This window comes from Enterobacter cloacae complex sp. ECL411, assembly GCF_021869665.1.
Classification (GTDB): domain Bacteria; phylum Pseudomonadota; class Gammaproteobacteria; order Enterobacterales; family Enterobacteriaceae; genus Enterobacter; species Enterobacter intestinihominis.
Window position 1 is genome coordinate 25,676 of sequence record NZ_CP091487.1, and the last position, 14,778, is coordinate 40,453.

Below are 14,778 nucleotides of genomic sequence, written 5' to 3' on the forward strand. Positions count from 1 at the left end.
CCTGATTTATGTATGATTATAAAAAACCGCCTCTGTTTATCGCGTGACTGAATGATGACAATTTTGTCACCTTCCAGGTTTCTCCTGAAGAACGGGATTAATCCATTAACAGGCGCACACTGAACACAATTTCCCGCCCCTGCTGTTCTGCTGACAGCTCGCCGCCATGAGCATGAATGATCGACCTTGTAATTGATAATCCCAGCCCCGCGCCTTCCGTGTTGTGGACCCTTGATGAATCAGCTCGATAGAACCGATCAAACAAACGTTCCAGATTAGCGGGAACCTGGCCGGACATCGTATTCGTAATCATCACGTTCACACAGTCACTGTCACGCTCAAGGTGTATCGCTGTACAGGTGTTATCGGGAGAATACTTGATTGCATTGGAAAGCAGGTTACTGAAAGCACGTCGCAGCATATCGCTGTCTCCGGCAACAACGCCCTCTCCTTCAACGGTGATTGTCTTTCCTGTTTCGTCTGCCAGAGGCTCGAACAGCTCACGTAATTCATTCAGTTCGGCGGCCAGATCCACATCATGTTTATCCAGCTGCAGCAGACCATGCTCTGAACGTGCCAGAAAAAGCATATCACTGGTCATTCGTGACAACCTTTTCAGTTCTTCCAGGTAAGCGAATAAGATTTCGCGGTAATGCGAAACATCCCTTTCCTTAGCCAGTGCAAACTGCGTCTGCATCATCAGATTACTGACCGCTGTGCGCAGCTCATGCGCGATGTCAGACGAGAAATCTGACAGTTTCCGGAATGACCCCTCCAGGCGATCGAACATGTTATTGAACTCCTGCATGGTCTCAGAAATTTCCGGCGGAGCCAAATCGGGATTAAGACGCTGATCCAGGCTGTGTACGGTCATGGAGGAAGCCAGACTGGTCATTTCCCGTAGCGGTTTCAGACCAATACGTGTGGTCAGCCAGCCCAGAAAAACAGAAATAAAGACCAGACCGATATTGAACCAGAACAGCCAGGTACTGAGCTTATCCATAAACAGGGTGTGATACCCAGTATCCGTGGCAACCGTAATGATGACATGTTTGCTTTTACCCTGTTCCGGCGTCACGGCAACCCGCCGCGAGATACTGCGGTACACGGTGTTATTTTCTTCCGTCTGGATCATATAGTCGAGAATATCACCCGACTTATTAAGCAGGACCGCTGGAACAACAGAATTTTTGGCATAGAGTTCAACAATTTTTTCATTTTCCATGTTTTTTATAGAAATGAATAAACCATTGTGCCCTACCATCGCATCGTTTATTTTTTCTGATAATGACTTAATATCCGTTTTGTTCCGGAACGTCTCTGTTTTAAGAAACTCTTCGGTGAGCTGAAGTTTACCTGTCAGAAAATCGCGGTCCTGATTATCGAAATAGCCATTAAGGGTGCTAATCAGGATAAAACTTGATAACCACCATACCGTAAGCATCACCGCGGCTTTGTTGAATAAATCGAACTTTTGCTGAGTTGAAGGATCAGATCACGCATCTTCCCGACAACGCAGACCGTTCCGTGGCAAAGCAAAAGTTCAAAATCACCAACTGGCCCACCTACAATAAAGCCCTCATCAACCGTGGCTCCATAACTTTCTGGCTGGATGATGAAGCTATTCAGGCCTGGTATGAGTCGGCAGCGCCTTCTTCACGAGGCAGACCTCAGCGCTATTCTGACCTTGCCATCACGACTGTGCTGGTCATTAAACGCGTATTCAGGCTGACCCTGCGCGCTGCGCAGGGCTTTATTGATTCCATTTTTTCTCTGATGAACGTTCCGCTACGCTGCCCGGATTACAGCTGTGTCAGCAGGCGGGCAAAGTCGGTTAATGTCAGTTTCAAAACGCCCACCCGGGGTGAAATCGCACACCTGGTAATTGATTCCACCGGGCTGAAGGTCTTCGGTGAAGGCGAGTGGAAAGTCAAAAAGCATGGCCAGGAACGCCGCCGTATCTGGCGTAAGCTGCATCTCGCCGTTGACAGTAAAACACATGAAATCATCTGCGCTGACCTGTCGCTGAACAACGTTACGGACTCAGAGGCCTTCCCCGGGTTAATCCGGCAAACCCACCGGAAAATCAGGTCAGCCGCCGCCGATGGCGCTTACGATACCCGGCTATGTCACGATGAACTGCGGCATAAGAAAATCAGCGCGCTTATCCCTCCCCGAAAAGGTGCGGGTTACTGGCCCGGTGAATATGCAGACCGTAACCGTGCAGTGGCTAATCAGCGAATGACCGGGAGTAATGCGCGGTGGAAATGGACAACAGATTACAACCGTCGCTCGATAGCGGAAACGGCGATGTACCGGGTAAAACAGCTGTTCGGGGGTTCACTGACGCTGCGTGACTACGATGGTCAGGTTGCGGAGGCTATGGCCCTGGTACGAGCGCTGAACAAAATGACGAAAGCAGGTATGCCTGAAAGCGTGCGTATTGCCTGAAAACACAACCCGCTACGGGGGAGACTTACCCGAAATCTGATTTATTCAACAAAGCCTCGTTAAGGTTAACCTAAGATTTCAGAATGATAATCTCTGCTTTGCAGCGAATAAGGCAATCATAATATTAGATTGAATTGTTGTAATTATCATCAATGTTTTTACTGGTTTACTATTTTCCGGAGGTGTTAATGCCTGTACTTTTCAGGGTGAAAGTTATTCCGCTGGTTTTACTTCTGGCAATGATCTTTGCGTTTTTACTTAACTGGCCAATATTGCTGCATTTTTACGAGATTTTGTCGCATTTAGAGCATGTCAAAATTGGTTTTGTCATTTCTATTCCCTTTGTTCTGGTTGCGGCGCTTAACGTTGTTTTTATGCCTTTCTCAGTTCGTTTTCTGCTGAAACCTTTCTTTGCTTTACTGTTTATCACTGGCTCACTGGTCAGTTATTCGACACTAAAATATAAAGTAATGTTTGATCAAACGATGATTCAAAACATTATTGAAACTAACCCCCAGGAAGCGCATTCCTATCTTAATGGCTCAATTATTATATGGTTCGTCTTTACCGGTATCCTTCCTGCCATCCTCCTTTTTTCAATAAAAATTCAATATCCTGAAAAATGGTATAAAGGCATTGCTTACCGTTTGCTCTCCGTGCTGGCATCGTTGAGTTTGATTGCAGGTGTTGCCGCACTTTATTATCAGGATTATGCCTCTGTCGGCCGCAATAACTCGACATTGAATAAAGAGATCATCCCGGCGAACTACGCTTACAGCACTTTCCAGTATGTTAAGGATACGTACTTTACGACTAAAGTGCCTTTCCAGACGCTGGGGAATGATGCTAAACGCGTCGTCGCTCACGAAAAACCCACGCTGATGTTCCTGGTGATTGGCGAAACGGCACGCAGCCAGAATTTCTCGATGAACGGTTATTCGCGTGATACCAATGCCTTTACCAGCAAATCCGGCGGCGTTATTTCGTTTAAAAATATGCATTCCTGCGGTACCGCTACCGCAATATCCGTTCCGTGCATGTTCTCGAATATGAATCGCACCGAGTACGACAGTAAAAAAGCATCTAACAGTGAAAATTTCCTCGACATCGTGCAGAAAACCGGTGTCTCGCTGTTATGGAAAGAGAACGATGGCGGTTGTAAAGGCGTATGTAGCCGCATCCCGACTGTCGAAATTAAGCCTAGTGATAACCCGAAACTGTGCGATGGCAAAACGTGCCATGACGAGGTGATGCTGGAAAACCTTGATGATGAAATCGCCAAAATGCCAGGTGATAAGCTTGTCGCCTTCCATATCATTGGCAGCCATGGACCGACTTATTACCTGCGTTATCCGGCTGAGCATCGCCACTTCATGCCCGAATGTGCACGTAGCGATATCGAAAACTGTACTCAGGAACAATTGGTCAACACCTACGACAACACCCTTCGTTATACAGACTATGTATTAGCTGAGATGATTGAAAAGCTAAAAAATTACAGCGATCAGTACAACACCGTGCTGCTTTATGTGTCCGATCATGGTGAATCATTGGGCGAAAGCGGGCTATATCTGCACGGCACGCCGTACAAACTGGCACCGGATCAGCAGACGCATATTCCGATGCAGGTCTGGATGTCACCGGGCTTTATCGCCGGGAAACACATCAACATGTCTTGCCTTGAAAATAATGCGGCGAAAAAATCATATTCCCACGACAACCTGTTCTCATCGATTTTGGGGCTGTGGGACGTAAGCACCAGCGTCTATAATCCTGACCGCGATTTGTTCCGCGAATGCCGTGGCTAATCGATTGTTAGTATAACAAAAAGCCTTACGGCAACCTGGTTGCCGTAAGCTGCAAGAATGCAATAAGGCTTATAATATGAAACAACTTACTTTCAACGACCTACGCAAGCAAAGCGCACAAGCCGCAAATTCCCCCCGCTTACGTGCCCATCATAATTTCCACCCTGAATTGAGCGACCCGGTGCAGCGTCTGGCTATTGCTATGGAACCGGGAACTTATGTTCGCCCTCATCGCCACCCGCATACTTTTGAACTGCTGACATCCCTTACCGGTCGCTTTTTGGTATTGAACTTTGATGACCTGGGTAACCTGACCCAGCGCGTCGTGTTAGGTGAGGACTGTAAAGTGCTGGAGATGGATGCAGGCACCTGGCATACCGTATTGTCACTGGATGAAGGCGGCGTTATTTTTGAGGTAAAACACGGTAGGTACCAGCCTGTTGCTGATCAAGATGCCGCCCCATGGGCCCCCGCCGAAAACGAGCCGGGAACTGCAGAGCTGATGAAATGGTACACACAGGCGCAAGTAGGTGATGGCGGATATCCGCGGTAATTAATGCGTTGCACGGAGTGCCATTCTCTCCTTCGCGCCAACTTCAAAGGCTAAGACGCTTCCTCCCAAATCACCTACTCGTAAACCTGTGGCAAGAGTAGAGGCACTGTTGCAAATAGTCGGTGGTGATAAACTTATCATCCCCTTTTGCTGATGGAGCTGCACATGAACCCATTCAAAGGCCGGCATTTTCAGCGTGACATCATTCTGTGGGCCGTACGCTGGTACTGCAAATACGGCATCAGTTACCGTGAGCTGCAGGAGATGCTGGCTGAACGCGGAGTGAATGTCGATCACTCCACGATTTACCGCTGGGTTCAGCGTTATGCGCCTGAAATGGAAAAACGGCTGCGCTGGTACTGGCGTAACCCTTCCGATCTTTGCCCGTGGCACATGGATGAAACCTACGTGAAGGTCAATGGCCGCTGGGCGTATCTGTACCGGGCCGTCGACAGCCGGGGCCGCACTGTCGATTTTTATCTCTCCTCCCGTCGTAACAGCAAAGCTGCATACCGGTTTCTGGGTAAAATCCTCAACAACGTGAAGAAGTGGCAGATCCCGCGATTCATCAACACGGATAAAGCGCCCGCCTATGGTCGCGCGCTTGCTCTGCTCAAACGCGAAGGCCGGTGCCCGTCTGACGTTGAACACCGACAGATTAAGTACCGGAACAACGTGATTGAATGCGATCATGGCAAACTGAAACGGATAATCGGCGCCACGCTGGGATTTAAATCCATGAAGACGGCTTACGCCACCATCAAAGGTATTGAGGTGATGCGTGCACTACGCAAAGGCCAGGCCTCAGCATTTTATTATGGTGATCCCCTGGGCGAAATGCGCCTGGTAAGCAGAGTTTTTGAAATGTAAGGCCTTTGAATAAGACAAAAGGCTGCCTCATCGCTAACTTTGCAACAGTGCCGGGATTACGTGAAGCATCCACATAAAGCAACTAACCATGATCGCAATAGCACAACCAATTGGAATCCATGTGCTCAACCACGTCTGGATTGATGTAGCGGTTGATTCACCAGTATCGGTGCCAGCGGCCAGCGCAATTTGCGGCAGGGCAATGGACAAAACGCCCATAACTACCGCAGGGCCATACTTCTTAAACAACGTGGTCATACTTTCTCCTTACTCACTATCTTCTGTTGATTGCAGATTTAACCGGCATTCTTCAACGCCACACTTATCTTTCAAAAACTCTGCCAGTAGCCTTAAATCAGCCCAGGTTCGTAGTTCATGCTCTTTGTTAACCCGAATGGAACATGCGATCTGGCCCAACTGTTCATCGTCTATCTGAAAAACGGGATACCACGTCTTTAATGAAACCCGTTTTATCGTTACCTCCTTCACTTTTCCTGTTTCAAATAGCTCCAGGATCTGTGATTGCAATACAAGGTACAAACGTTCCATCCATAACCTCACTCCCCCTTCGCTGTTTCCTGTTTGGTTAAAAAGGCATCCGTATTATTTCGGCTGAAGGCATCGCCATCACCCGAACCAAAAACATCTTGTTCACCGTCATACTGCGTGGCCGTACTTTTTGCCTGCTGAGGCTCAGTCGCGGTGCTGTCCTCACTGGTCTGGCCATCAGGTAGCAGCGTAGGGATTTTCAAATCAGTTGATTGACGCGCCACGTTGATAACTTTCGTGACATACCCGTTAGAAATCCCGTTTATGAGTGAGCCGGTGTTGTAGCAGGAAAGCGCGTGTCTCAGCGCAACCTGCCCGGCTGGATAGGATTTCAGGGCGCTATCATAACAGGCTTTAAGGATGGTCTGGCTCGCCCGCAGGTTGATGCAGGGCTTGAAAATATCGTCAACCGAAAGACCCAGGCCCACTAAATTATTTGAGTTAATTTGTGCAAGGCCCATATCAAAACTTTTATTATCCTTCAGCAGAACTTTCGAAACGCTGACGGCCTCAGCTTCAGTACGTGGTTGCTGTTTTAACTGGGTACTACCACCGTTAATATTGATCCTGTACGGCCCATTTGAGGACTCATGGCCGACGATGTACGCCATTGTTAAGGGTGAAACATCAGGCGCACATCTCTGCGCAAGCCTGGCAACTTCATCTGAGGCAGGCGCAGCACTGGCACGGCCAGCACAAGCAAGGCAGGCCAGAGCGAGAACCAGAAGTTTTGGATGTTTACTCATTTACGTTTCACCGCGTAATTGTAATTTCGACGACTTATGTTTATGATAAGGGCTAATGAGATCGTGTCAAGAAGAAACGAAAAGAAAACCTCTGAAGGAAGGAAGGTAATGCTGGTTCCCCTGAAATCAGAAAAACGCCCCAAAGGTGAACCCATGTATCGTGACCCGGATAACCCTTTTAATACGTGGACTGGTATAGGGAAGCGCCCGGCCTGGCTAACTGCAAAATTGGACGCTGGCATTAGCCTGGAAGCCATGAAAATGCAGGGCGTTGCCAACCCCAGAGAACATAGACAAGTAAAATACCGCGACCCCAGGAACGCAGAAAATACCTGGTCCGGGACTGGCCGCCGACCAACATGGCTCAAAGAGCTGCTTGATAGTGGTTTATCACTTGATGATCTAAAGATATAACCGGAGAGTATAAAAATGGGCGATGTTATTGATTTTGCGGAAAAGCAAAAAGGCAGAAGGAAGAAAAAGGCATTTTCCATTCCGCCCATTTTAAGAAAATTCCGAGTCCATGCTATCAGGTTACTCGCCAGCATCATCAAATCCGGCTCTTATTCAGTTGCTTATATCGTTAAGAAAATTACAGGAAAGTTAATCAAGTTGTTCGCAATGTTAACGATTTTCGTTTTTATTGTCGAATATATCGCAGGCGATATAGGTTACAAATCTATTTATAACTCTGCGTTATTATTAATATTACTTACCGTTATCAACATTCTGGCGGGTGTATATCTGAACAAACTGTTAAGGACAAAACAATGAAGAAACTCTTAATCCCTCTGATAGCAGCTGGTAGTCTGCTTTATCTTCCTGCCAGCCATGCTGAAGATCCCTGCAAAGTTATTATGTGCATGGCGGGCAAGCTCACCGGCGATAGCGGCGGAAGCGAGTGTAACAGTGCTGAAGCTGCTTTCTTCAATATCGTTAAAAAGAACAAGCACGGCTTTTTACCCAACCACACGAGGGATGCCAGGAAGGCTTTTCTTAATGAATGCCCGGATAATGGCGAAGGTGGAAGTAACCAGTCGATGATAAGCCAGATCATAAGTAAATACGGGAAAGTTCGCTTATAGGCGGGCTAGGAATAATCTCAATTTAAGGAGCCAACGTGAAAAAAATAATATTAAGTGCATTAGCCTGTACAGCTCTCTTAACTGGTTGCGTCAGCCAGGATAAAGGTAATGCGATGCAGAGCCAGATGAATAACCAGCAACGCCAGATTAACGAATTATCCGTTCGTTTGCAGTCTGCGGAGTCCCGGCTATCAAAGCAGGAAGAAAAGCTGCGCAACGAACTGCTGCAATCCAGCGGCTATTGCTATCTGAATGGCGCCCGCTACTCGACCGGCACCGTACTTTACGGGCGGATTTGCCAGAATCAGTCAGGCAGCGCTTCGTGGCAGGTATACAGCCGTCGCTAAACACCAGGGCGGTTTAACCGCCCTTTTCTTTACCCTCAGAAAGCCCACTATGACCATGATCCCCTTCCCCACTACAGAAAACCTTATTCTATGGGCTTGCAGCGCCATCGCACTGCTTGCCGTTGTATTCTTCCGGCGTTCAGTACGGCACAGGCGACACAAAAGGAAGCAGCAAAGTGCGCGGCGGGTGCTGGAGCGCATAAAGACGTTGCCGGGCTTCCCACAAAAAATTAACTACCTGAGGAAAATTGATCCTTTTGTGTTTGAAGAACTGTTGCTGGAAGGATTTGAAGCGCATGGCTTCAGAACCATCAGAAACAAACGCTATACCGGCGATGGAGGCATTGACGGCCAGGTAATAATAGGAAAATATCGCTATCTTATTCAGGCTAAACGCTATCGCGGCCATATTGCTTTACAGCACGTACAGGAGTTCGAGAAGTTGCTTAAACGTCATAACTGTCGCGGTCTGTTTTGCCATACCGGGAAAACCGGCGCAGGTTCAAAATCTGTCAGTATTGCCAGTGAACGGATGGAGATTATCAGCGGCCAGCGCCTGATAGATTTGCTCACGCCCGGCAGCTCCTTCACTATCGCAACCGCCCCGCAGACGATGATGAAGCGTACCGCAGCAACACTAGAAACGAGCACCATTGTTAAAGATGCCGGTAAAGAAAATCGATACCATGAGAGTTAATTAAATGAAGTCAGTAACTATAGAAGCAAAAACATTTGCTGAAATGTTAGGAATAACAGAAGGTGAGTTAATCTTTGCCATTAAGAAAACTGGCACATTCAAAAACAAGACCATCCCACAACCTCATGAGCCACATAAATCAAATAATAGATTTTTATATTCAGACGTAATGAGGTTTATAGAATCACTAAAAGACAAAGAGAACCGGTAATGACTCCAACTTACTGATAGTGTTTTATGTTCAGATAATGCCCGATGACCTTGTCATGCAGCTCCACCGATTTTGAGAACGACAGTGACTTCCGTCCCAGCCTTGCCAGATGTTGTCTCAGATTCAGGTTATGTCGCTCAATGCGCTGAGTGTAACGCTTGCTGATAACGTGCAGCTTTCCCTTCAGGCGGGGTTCATACAGCGGCCAGCCATCCGTCATCCATACCACGACCTCAAAGGCCGACAGCAGGCCCAGAAGACGCTCCAGCGTGGCCAACGTGCGTTACCTAACAATAAACCTGTTTAAATATCCAGATAAAAACATTCAATCTGGGTCAAATGAGTGATACAGTTTCACCCATAAGACCCAATGGAGGCAATATGTCTGAATTTGAATTACTGGCGCAGGATCTGCTTGAGAAAGCAGAAGCGGAAGAACAACTGCGACAGGAAAATGATAAAAAGCTGCTCGGGCAGGTGCTGGAAATCTATGACCAGAAGTACGTGGCTGAACTGCTTAGAAAAGTTGGTAAAAATGAGTGGAGTCGCGAGACTCTTAATCGCTGGATTAATGGTAAGTGCTCACCTAAGACGCTGACGTTAGCCGAAGAGGAACTTCTACGAAAAATGCTTCCGGAAGCGCCTGCACATCACCCTGACTATGCCTTCCGGTTTATTGACCTGTTTGCTGGGATTGGAGGTATACGGAAGGGCTTCGAAACCATCGGTGGCCAGTGCGTTTTTACCAGTGAATGGAATAAAGAGGCTGTGCGCACATATAAAGCTAACTGGTTTAACGATGCTCAGGAACACACTTTCAATCTCGATATTCGTGAAGTCACGCTCAGTGATAAACCTGAAGTACCTGAAAACGATGCCTATGCTTACATTAATGAGCATGTGCCGGATCATGATGTACTTCTAGCAGGTTTCCCCTGTCAACCGTTTAGCCTTGCGGGCGTAAGCAAGAAAAACTCGCTCGGGCGCGCGCATGGTTTCGAATGTGAGGCTCAGGGAACGCTTTTCTTCGATGTGGCGCGTATTATCCGCGCAAAAAAACCTGCCATCTTTGTTCTTGAAAACGTTAAAAACCTGAAGAGCCATGACAAGGGTAAAACCTTTAAAGTCATCATGGATACCCTCGACGAACTGGGCTATGAAGTTGCGGATGCAGCTGAGATGGGCAAAAACGATCCTAAAGTTATCGACGGAAAGCACTTTTTACCTCAGCACCGAGAACGTATCGTTTTGGTCGGTTTCCGCCGTGATCTGAACATTCACCAGGGCTTTACCCTGCGCGATATTAGTCGTTTTTATCCGGAACAGCGTCCGTCATTTGGCGAACTGCTGGAACCCGTGGTTGACAGCAAATATATACTGACGCCGAAACTCTGGGAGTATCTCTATAACTACGCCAAAAAGCACGCAGCTAAGGGTAACGGATTCGGTTTTGGCCTCGTTAATCCTGAAAATAAAGAAAGCATTGCCCGTACGCTTTCTGCTCGCTATCACAAAGACGGGTCTGAAATTCTGATAGACCGTGGCTGGGATATGGCCACAGGTGAAACAGACTTCGCGAACGAAGAAAATCAGGCGCATCGGCCCCGCAGGCTGACTCCGCGAGAGTGCGCGCGCCTTATGGGTTTTGAAAAAGTAGATGGCAGGCCTTTTCGCATTCCTGTGTCAGACACTCAGTCGTACAGGCAGTTCGGTAACTCCGTAGTGGTGCCCGTGTTTGAAGCCGTAGCCAAACTGCTTGAACCTTATATCCTGAAAGCGGTTAATGCCGATTCGTGCAAGGTTGAACGAATCTGATCGCTCCTCCCGGTATTTATGCCGGGAGATAATCTATGGAATATCTGCGTAAAGCCCTGTCAGCTCAGCAATAAACGCACCTAGCGTCATTAGCTCAGCTCTCACCGCCTCCGGGTATTTTTTGTGCAGAGATGATGGCACGACCAATCTGACACCCGACTCCCGCATCTCCCGATATTGAGCCAGAGAAACTCCCTCCTGGAGTGTAAACAGATGCACCTGATGAATTTTATCGGCCTCATTCAGTATCTGACGCCAGCGATCCTTACAGGTAGTCTTGACTGCCAGCATGCGCAGATTTTCTACGGGAAACTCAGTATCGTGGTAAGCCCCTGCGGAAGGGAAAAGGAAATCGGGTTTTTTATTACCTTCTGTGATGGCCTGCGTCGCAAAGTGTCGCAGGCCGTGCTCAATGAATAGATGCTCCAGGTGCAGTTCCAGCGACTTCCCGGCTCTGGATTTACGGCGATTGCTGACAGAATTGGCCAGCGCAATAAATTCATCCACAGAGCCAAATCCTTTCCGGATGATATCCAGAACATGCAGTTCCTCAACCAATAGAAATATGTCGTACTCCACGCGCCGGCGGTCAAGAAGTTGCTCATCCGGATCAAGGGAATTTTTCACATAATGGCTGGCTGCATACTGAATAATTTCACTTCCCGACGGAAAGCGCAGGTGCCAGTCTTCAGGTAGAATATATTTATGATTTACTGGCGCTTGCTGTAGAGATAGTCCGCCTAGAATCTGTCCTGCGGGGCCGGATATAAGCGCTCCGGGTATAACTTCACCAATAGCGGTCTCAATGACGTCCTCTTCATCAGTGCTGGCGCATACCCAAATATTTACTTCCTTACAGTCCCCCCCTTGCTCATCAAGCTTGAAAGCCAGGAGCGTCAGAGCCCCTGTATTTTCAGGATCCTGAAGTGGGCTGCCTCTACCCCAGCGGGTAATCCTTTTTTCATTCCGGGTTTTACCAAAATGACGGCTGTTATAATAAATTGCCCTGGCTTCGCTGTCAGGGCAATCATGCGATGACACATGTGCGGTGAGAAAAACCGAAGGGTTCAGTTCACGGGTATGGTTGATAGACGGAAAGAGTTTTTCAACGATACCTGAAGGGATATAAAGCCCTACCTGGTGACCACCTGTTGCGCCGGTATCGTTGGCGGAAAGGCGTTTGATGTAGACGAAGTAATTCTCACATGCGATCTCAAGTAGCCAGTTGTGGAAAACCGACATAAGCATCCCCTGTTACCCTGAAACTCTACTCACCATTTTTTCATGATTATATACAAACAGTGTCATTTTCAGAAGACGACTGCACCAGTTGATTGGGCGTAATGGCTGTTGTGCAGCCAGCTCCTGACAGTTCAATATCAGAAGTGATCTGCACCAATCTCGACTATGCTCAATACTCGTGTGCACCAAAGCGAGGTGAGCATGGCGACGGAGGCTCTGTTGCAAAGATTGGCGGCAGTCAGAGGTAGGCTGTCGCTCTGCGCCGATCAGGCGGCTGCTGCGAAATGGTGGTTGAGCATGCCCATGGCCTCCGTCAGCGCCGAGGGCCCAATGCCAAAAGCTCTCTCCACAAGGCGCACCTCGCCCCTGATGCCGGGCTGCAGGCACCAGGGGCGAGCCTGTCCTTTGCGCAGGGCTCGCATGACTTCGAATCCCTTGATCGTGGCATAGGCCGTGGGGATCGATTTGAAACCGCGCACCGGCTTGATCAGTATCTTGAGCTTTCCGTGATCGGCCTCGATCACGTTATTGAGATACTTCACCTGCCGGTGGGCCGTCTCCCGGTCCAGCTTTCCTTCGCGCTTCAATTCGGTGATCGCTGCACCATAGGGGTCGTTTGCGGGAGAGGGCGAAATCCTACGCTAAGGCTTTGGCCAACGATATTCTCCGGTAAGATTGATGTGTTCCCAGGGGATAGGAGAAGTCGCTTGATATCTAGTATGACGTCTGTCGCACCTGCTTGATCGCGGCCGCGATAGCTAGATCGCGTTGCTCCTCTTCTCCATCCGCGTTCCAAGCTGCGGAAAGGCACCCATAAGCGTACGCCTGGTCGAGCAGGCGACGCGGATCGACGTCCAGCGCACGAGAGAATGCGTCCGCCATCTGTGCAATGCGTCTAGGATCGAGACAAAGGTCGTCTCTGTCAGCCGGATCGTAGAACATATTGGCGGCGCCAAAGCCCACTTCACCGACCAGACCGACGGGATCTATCACCAGCCAGCCGCGACTGGAGAACATGATGTTTTCATGATGCAGATCGCCATGTAGCCCACGCAGTTCCGAGGCATTGCTCATCATTTGATCGGCTATAATCGCCGCGTGGACGTAGTCAGTTTGACAACCTGCGTTTTGATCATCGCGCGCCCGCTGAAACAAAGCTGCAAAGCGATCCCGGATCGGGAGAAGGGCAGAAGGCAGGGGTTCCTCAGATGCGGCATACAGCTTCGCCATTAGTTCCGCTGCAATTTCGGTCGCCTGGTAGTCGCCGTGCTCGGCAACGATGTGAGAGAGCATTCGCTCCCCGGCATATTCGAGCAACATCAGATTGTTCTCACGACCGAGCAACCGGACTGCTCCCCTCCCATTGCGCCATACCAGATAGTCGGCCCCGCGCAGTTCATCAGCAATGTCTTCTATAGGTTTCAATCCCTTGACGATTGCAGGAGTCCCGTCTGGCAATGAAACTTTCCAAACGAGGCTGGAAAAGGTGTCCGCAATGAGAACAGGTTGCGAAACGTGCCAATGAGCAGGAAAAACAGGCGGCATGAACATCAACCCCAAGTCAGAGGGTCCAATCGCAGATAGAAGGCAAGGCGTTCGCGGTCGGGGGCTTCGATCCCCAATACATTGAATAGGACAGCGAAGGCGCGCTCTGCTTCATCTGGCGCTGCCCAGTTCTCTTCGGCGTTAGCAATCATGAGTGCCAAATCGGCATAGCGATCTGCTGTTCCGAGCCGCCCAAGGTCGATCAGACCCGTGCATTGAAGAGTTTTAGGGTCCACCATGAAGTTCGGCATGCAGGGATCACCATGGCAAACAACCATATCGGTGCGCTCTTGGTCGAGCCGCACCGGTAGCTCTCGTTCGACACGAGCCAAAAGATCGAGCTGCGGCGTACTCTTGTCCTCGTCCGGTAAGAAGTCGGGATTGACGGCATTGCGGGACACCACATCAACGGCGCGTCCGAACATTCGCGACAGCCTGCGCTCAAACGGACATTGATCAACCGATAGGCTGTGAACAGCGCCAAGTTGCTGCCCCATTGACGGCCACGCTTTGAGCAAATCCGCTCCAGACAGATCAGCCGCCGGTACTCCCGGAATTGCCGTTATCACCAAGCATGCACCCTCCTGTTCCTCCTGCCAGTTGATCACCTCGGGGCAAGCCACACCTCGACCTTTGAGCCAAATGAGGCGGTCACGCTCTCCAGCGAGCTCACCGCGGCGGGAAGCAGGTGCGATTTTCGCGAAGGCATGCCCGTCACCACGTCGAAAAACAAAATCACCAGATTCTCCGCCTCTGACAGGCAACCAGTCAGAATGCGATTCACCAAAAAAAATATTAGTTCGATTCAATGGAGGTTCCTTCAGTTTTCTGATGAAGCGCGGAGGTGGCTCAACCTGCG

At 49.1% G+C, this 14,778-nt stretch carries 18 protein-coding genes and 3 pseudogenes; 12 read left to right on the top strand and 9 right to left on the bottom strand.

The features are described from left to right. Window positions 1-97 precede the first annotated feature (97 nt). A complete protein-coding gene (gene pcoS, locus L3069_RS22920) occupies window positions 98-1,444 on the bottom strand; it encodes a copper resistance membrane spanning protein PcoS (RefSeq protein WP_004248839.1) in 1,347 nt (448 codons plus the stop codon). 38 nt (window positions 1,445-1,482) lie between these two features. Between pcoS and L3069_RS22925 the strand changes: the two genes are divergently transcribed. From L3069_RS22925 to L3069_RS22940, 4 genes are all read left to right on the top strand, one after another. Next, entirely contained in the window at window positions 1,483-2,451 is a 969-nt protein-coding gene (locus tag L3069_RS22925; protein WP_072196614.1) for an IS5-like element IS903B family transposase, read from the top strand. A 188-nt stretch (window positions 2,452-2,639) separates the two neighbouring features. After that, the gene (locus L3069_RS22930) at window positions 2,640-4,259 is read left to right on the top strand and encodes a phosphoethanolamine--lipid A transferase MCR-9.1 (RefSeq protein ID WP_001572373.1); all 1,620 of its coding nucleotides are present in this window, start codon (window positions 2,640-2,642) and stop codon (window positions 4,257-4,259) included. A 76-nt stretch (window positions 4,260-4,335) separates the two neighbouring features. Continuing rightward, complete coding sequence (locus L3069_RS22935) at window positions 4,336-4,812, top strand: WbuC family cupin fold metalloprotein (RefSeq protein WP_001572372.1); 477 nt, start codon at window positions 4,336-4,338, stop codon at window positions 4,810-4,812. Window positions 4,813-4,977: 165 nt separating this feature from the next. Beyond that, complete coding sequence (locus tag L3069_RS22940) at window positions 4,978-5,682, top strand: IS6-like element IS26 family transposase (protein WP_001067855.1); 705 nt, start codon at window positions 4,978-4,980, stop codon at window positions 5,680-5,682. Window positions 5,683-5,715: 33 nt separating this feature from the next. Here the strand turns inward: L3069_RS22940 and L3069_RS22945 are convergent, their stop codons facing one another. Genes L3069_RS22945 through L3069_RS22955 form a run of 3 tightly spaced genes read right to left on the bottom strand, consistent with a single transcriptional unit; the run spans window position 5,716 to window position 6,977 of the window. Further along, a complete protein-coding gene (locus L3069_RS22945; protein WP_148839772.1) occupies window positions 5,716-5,940 on the bottom strand; it encodes a conjugal transfer protein TraM in 225 nt (74 codons plus the stop codon). A gap of 9 nt (window positions 5,941-5,949) precedes the next feature. Further along, window positions 5,950-6,231, bottom strand: coding sequence for a transcriptional repressor KorA (korA, locus tag L3069_RS22950; protein WP_016338364.1), 282 nt, complete (start codon window positions 6,229-6,231; stop codon window positions 5,950-5,952). Window positions 6,232-6,239: 8 nt separating this feature from the next. After that, a complete protein-coding gene (locus L3069_RS22955; RefSeq protein WP_013279384.1) occupies window positions 6,240-6,977 on the bottom strand; it encodes a lytic transglycosylase domain-containing protein in 738 nt (245 codons plus the stop codon). Between the two features lie 108 nt (window positions 6,978-7,085). On the opposite strand from L3069_RS22955, the gene L3069_RS22960 reads away from it, so the two are divergent. Genes L3069_RS22960 through L3069_RS22985 form a run of 6 tightly spaced genes read left to right on the top strand, consistent with a single transcriptional unit; the run spans window position 7,086 to window position 9,317 of the window. Continuing rightward, window positions 7,086-7,391, top strand: a complete 306-nt coding sequence (locus tag L3069_RS22960) for an H-NS family nucleoid-associated regulatory protein (RefSeq protein WP_012561154.1) — start codon at window positions 7,086-7,088, stop codon at window positions 7,389-7,391. 15 nt (window positions 7,392-7,406) lie between these two features. Beyond that, complete coding sequence (locus L3069_RS22965; protein WP_012561155.1) at window positions 7,407-7,751, top strand: hypothetical protein; 345 nt, start codon at window positions 7,407-7,409, stop codon at window positions 7,749-7,751. Then, window positions 7,748-8,062 carry a TrbM/KikA/MpfK family conjugal transfer protein gene (locus L3069_RS22970; protein ID WP_016338363.1) on the top strand — a complete coding sequence of 105 codons (315 nt, stop codon included), beginning with the start codon at window positions 7,748-7,750 and terminating at the stop codon, window positions 8,060-8,062. The genes L3069_RS22965 and L3069_RS22970 overlap by 4 nt, the downstream gene beginning before the upstream one ends. Window positions 8,063-8,097: 35 nt before the next feature. After that, on the top strand, window positions 8,098-8,409 hold the full coding sequence (locus L3069_RS22975) for a hypothetical protein (RefSeq protein ID WP_013279382.1): 312 nt from the start codon (window positions 8,098-8,100) through the stop codon (window positions 8,407-8,409). 55 nt (window positions 8,410-8,464) lie between these two features. Beyond that, window positions 8,465-9,106 carry a restriction endonuclease gene (locus L3069_RS22980; RefSeq protein WP_001749966.1) on the top strand — a complete coding sequence of 214 codons (642 nt, stop codon included), beginning with the start codon at window positions 8,465-8,467 and terminating at the stop codon, window positions 9,104-9,106. Between the two features lie 4 nt (window positions 9,107-9,110). Next, a complete protein-coding gene (locus L3069_RS22985; RefSeq protein ID WP_001749967.1) occupies window positions 9,111-9,317 on the top strand; it encodes a hypothetical protein in 207 nt (68 codons plus the stop codon). Between the two features lie 10 nt (window positions 9,318-9,327). Here the strand turns inward: L3069_RS22985 and L3069_RS22990 are convergent. Then, window positions 9,328-9,600, bottom strand: a pseudogene (locus L3069_RS22990) (IS1 family transposase); the annotation flags it as partial. Between the two features lie 98 nt (window positions 9,601-9,698). Between L3069_RS22990 and L3069_RS22995 the strand changes: the two are divergent. Beyond that, on the top strand, window positions 9,699-11,132 hold the full coding sequence (locus L3069_RS22995; protein ID WP_001288432.1) for a DNA cytosine methyltransferase: 1,434 nt from the start codon (window positions 9,699-9,701) through the stop codon (window positions 11,130-11,132). Between the two features lie 33 nt (window positions 11,133-11,165). Here the strand turns inward: L3069_RS22995 and L3069_RS23000 are convergent, their stop codons facing one another. After that, window positions 11,166-12,374, bottom strand: coding sequence for a type II site-specific deoxyribonuclease (locus tag L3069_RS23000; RefSeq protein WP_001749969.1), 1,209 nt, complete (start codon window positions 12,372-12,374; stop codon window positions 11,166-11,168). 61 nt (window positions 12,375-12,435) lie between these two features. Between L3069_RS23000 and L3069_RS23005 the strand changes: the two are divergent. Then, a pseudogene (locus tag L3069_RS23005) lies at window positions 12,436-12,501 on the top strand (EAL domain-containing protein); the annotation flags it as partial. Window positions 12,502-12,640: 139 nt separating this feature from the next. Here L3069_RS23005 and L3069_RS23010 read toward each other — a convergent pair. The 3 genes and pseudogenes from L3069_RS23010 to aph(3'')-Ib form a co-directional block, all read right to left on the bottom strand. Further along, window positions 12,641-12,982 (bottom strand): annotated as a pseudogene (locus L3069_RS23010) (IS6-like element IS6100 family transposase); the annotation flags it as partial. Window positions 12,983-13,088: 106 nt separating this feature from the next. Further along, complete coding sequence (locus L3069_RS23015) at window positions 13,089-13,925, bottom strand: aminoglycoside O-phosphotransferase APH(6)-Id (protein ID WP_000480968.1); 837 nt, start codon at window positions 13,923-13,925, stop codon at window positions 13,089-13,091. After that, entirely contained in the window at window positions 13,925-14,728 is an 804-nt protein-coding gene (gene aph(3'')-Ib, locus L3069_RS23020) for an aminoglycoside O-phosphotransferase APH(3'')-Ib (RefSeq protein ID WP_001082319.1), read from the bottom strand. Before aph(3'')-Ib ends, L3069_RS23015 begins: the two co-directional genes overlap by 1 nt. Between the last annotated feature and the right edge of the window lie 50 nt (window positions 14,729-14,778).

Excerpts from the sequence above, each read along its gene's own strand:
- pcoS (WP_004248839.1), bottom strand. The coding sequence starts at position 1,444 with ATGCTTACGGTATGGTGGTTATCAAGTTTTATCCTGATTAGCACCCTT.
- L3069_RS22930 (WP_001572373.1), top strand. The coding sequence starts at position 2,640 with ATGCCTGTACTTTTCAGGGTGAAAGTTATTCCGCTGGTTTTACTTCTG.
- L3069_RS22935 (WP_001572372.1), top strand. The coding sequence starts at position 4,336 with ATGAAACAACTTACTTTCAACGACCTACGCAAGCAAAGCGCACAAGCC.
- L3069_RS22940 (WP_001067855.1), top strand. The coding sequence starts at position 4,978 with ATGAACCCATTCAAAGGCCGGCATTTTCAGCGTGACATCATTCTGTGG.
- L3069_RS22945 (WP_148839772.1), bottom strand. The coding sequence starts at position 5,940 with ATGACCACGTTGTTTAAGAAGTATGGCCCTGCGGTAGTTATGGGCGTT.
- korA (WP_016338364.1), bottom strand. The coding sequence starts at position 6,231 with ATGGAACGTTTGTACCTTGTATTGCAATCACAGATCCTGGAGCTATTT.
- L3069_RS22955 (WP_013279384.1), bottom strand. The coding sequence starts at position 6,977 with ATGAGTAAACATCCAAAACTTCTGGTTCTCGCTCTGGCCTGCCTTGCT.
- L3069_RS22960 (WP_012561154.1), top strand. The coding sequence starts at position 7,086 with ATGCTGGTTCCCCTGAAATCAGAAAAACGCCCCAAAGGTGAACCCATG.
- L3069_RS22965 (WP_012561155.1), top strand. The coding sequence starts at position 7,407 with ATGGGCGATGTTATTGATTTTGCGGAAAAGCAAAAAGGCAGAAGGAAG.
- L3069_RS22970 (WP_016338363.1), top strand. The coding sequence starts at position 7,748 with ATGAAGAAACTCTTAATCCCTCTGATAGCAGCTGGTAGTCTGCTTTAT.
- L3069_RS22980 (WP_001749966.1), top strand. The coding sequence starts at position 8,465 with ATGATCCCCTTCCCCACTACAGAAAACCTTATTCTATGGGCTTGCAGC.
- L3069_RS22985 (WP_001749967.1), top strand. The coding sequence starts at position 9,111 with ATGAAGTCAGTAACTATAGAAGCAAAAACATTTGCTGAAATGTTAGGA.
- L3069_RS22995 (WP_001288432.1), top strand. The coding sequence starts at position 9,699 with ATGTCTGAATTTGAATTACTGGCGCAGGATCTGCTTGAGAAAGCAGAA.
- L3069_RS23000 (WP_001749969.1), bottom strand. The coding sequence starts at position 12,374 with ATGTCGGTTTTCCACAACTGGCTACTTGAGATCGCATGTGAGAATTAC.
- L3069_RS23015 (WP_000480968.1), bottom strand. The coding sequence starts at position 13,925 with ATGTTCATGCCGCCTGTTTTTCCTGCTCATTGGCACGTTTCGCAACCT.